At 67.8% G+C, this 1,329-nt stretch carries 1 protein-coding gene and 1 pseudogene; one reads left to right on the forward strand and one right to left on the reverse strand.

The features are described from left to right. The coding region (locus MOV75_RS38415; protein ID WP_247008045.1) for a uracil-DNA glycosylase at positions 1 to 483 on the forward strand (483 nt) is incomplete at its 5' end. Positions 484 to 604: 121 nt separating this feature from the next. Here MOV75_RS38415 and MOV75_RS38420 read toward each other — a convergent pair. Next, positions 605 to 1,329: pseudogene (locus tag MOV75_RS38420) on the reverse strand (hypothetical protein); the annotation flags it as partial.

Genomic DNA, 1,329 nt, shown 5'->3' on the forward strand with positions numbered 1-1,329 from the left:
GTGTTCGCCGACGGCAATCCGCAGGCGCGCATCATGTTCGTCGGCGAGGCGCCGGGCCGCGACGAGGACATCGAGGGCCTGCCCTTCGTCGGGCGCAGCGGCAAGCTGCTCGACCTGATGATCGGCGCGATCGGGCTCAACCGCACCACCGCCTATATCGCCAACGTGATTCCCTGGCGGCCGCCCGGCAACCGCACCCCGACGCCGCAGGAGACGCAGATCTGCCTGCCCTTCATCCAGCGCCAGATCGAGCTGGTGAATCCCGACGTGCTGGTGACGCTCGGCAACCCCTCGACGCAGACGCTGCTGGGAACGCGCGAGGGCATCATGCGCACGCGCGGGCGCTGGTTCGACTACGAGACGGGCCAGCGCACCATCCGCGCACTGCCGACCTTTCACCCCGCGTATCTGTTGCGCTCGCCGTCCTACAAGCGACTGGCCTGGCAGGATCTGCGCGCGATCGCGAAGGCGCTGGCGGGGTAGATGCTCTTGTAGGGTGGGCAAAGCGAAGCGTGCCCACCATCTTGATCTCGACGACGGATAGACTTGACGGCGGGCACGGCGCTTTGCGCCTTTGCCCACCCTACGATTCCTGCGTTTGTCGCTACGTCCCTTTCGGCCGCACGATGGCCCAACCGATCCGCAGCAATTGCTGCCGACCCGTCACCAGCCATTCGAAAGCTCGCGGCACTTCCGGCACGATGCCGGGAAAGCGCTTGAGGATCTCCGGCGGCGGCGTGCCAGCCGTGTCGGAGGCGCGCCAGACCACGACGCCACCGGTCTCGCTGAATTGGGCCTGATTGATCCACGGCGTGCGCGCGGGGTCGGCGTCGATGAACAGATGCGGCCGGCCGGAATGCAGAGTGATCAGGCTCGCAAGCTGGGTCTCGCCGGCAACCGCGCGCAGGCGATGGTTGGTGCGGCGGGCAAAGCTCTCGTCGAAGAAATCCGAGATCGCACGCGCCGGCATCGAGGTCGCGATCTCGTTTGTCCCGGTCCAGGGCAGAAACAGGACGGCGAGCACGACGCCAACGGCCGGCGCTACGACGGCAGCGGCCCACACCATACGCAGCATCCGCGCACGACGCATTGCAATGAGATCGCCGGCCGCGACGACCACGGCAAGCCCGGACATGACCAGCACGACGCCGGCGCCACCGATGACGGAGTCGAGCCCGAGCAGGCCCGAGATCAGCGCTGCGCCCAGCACCGGGGCGAGCGCGAAGAAATAGACGAAGTTGCGCGCGAGCGGCGCGACCGGCGGCCGGAAGATGATCGGCGGCTCCTCGCCCTTGGTGGCGAACAGCCCGGTGTTGAGGAAGGTCAGCG

Source organism: Bradyrhizobium sp. PRIMUS42 (assembly GCF_023006515.1).
Classification (GTDB): Bacteria; Pseudomonadota; Alphaproteobacteria; order Rhizobiales; family Xanthobacteraceae; genus Bradyrhizobium.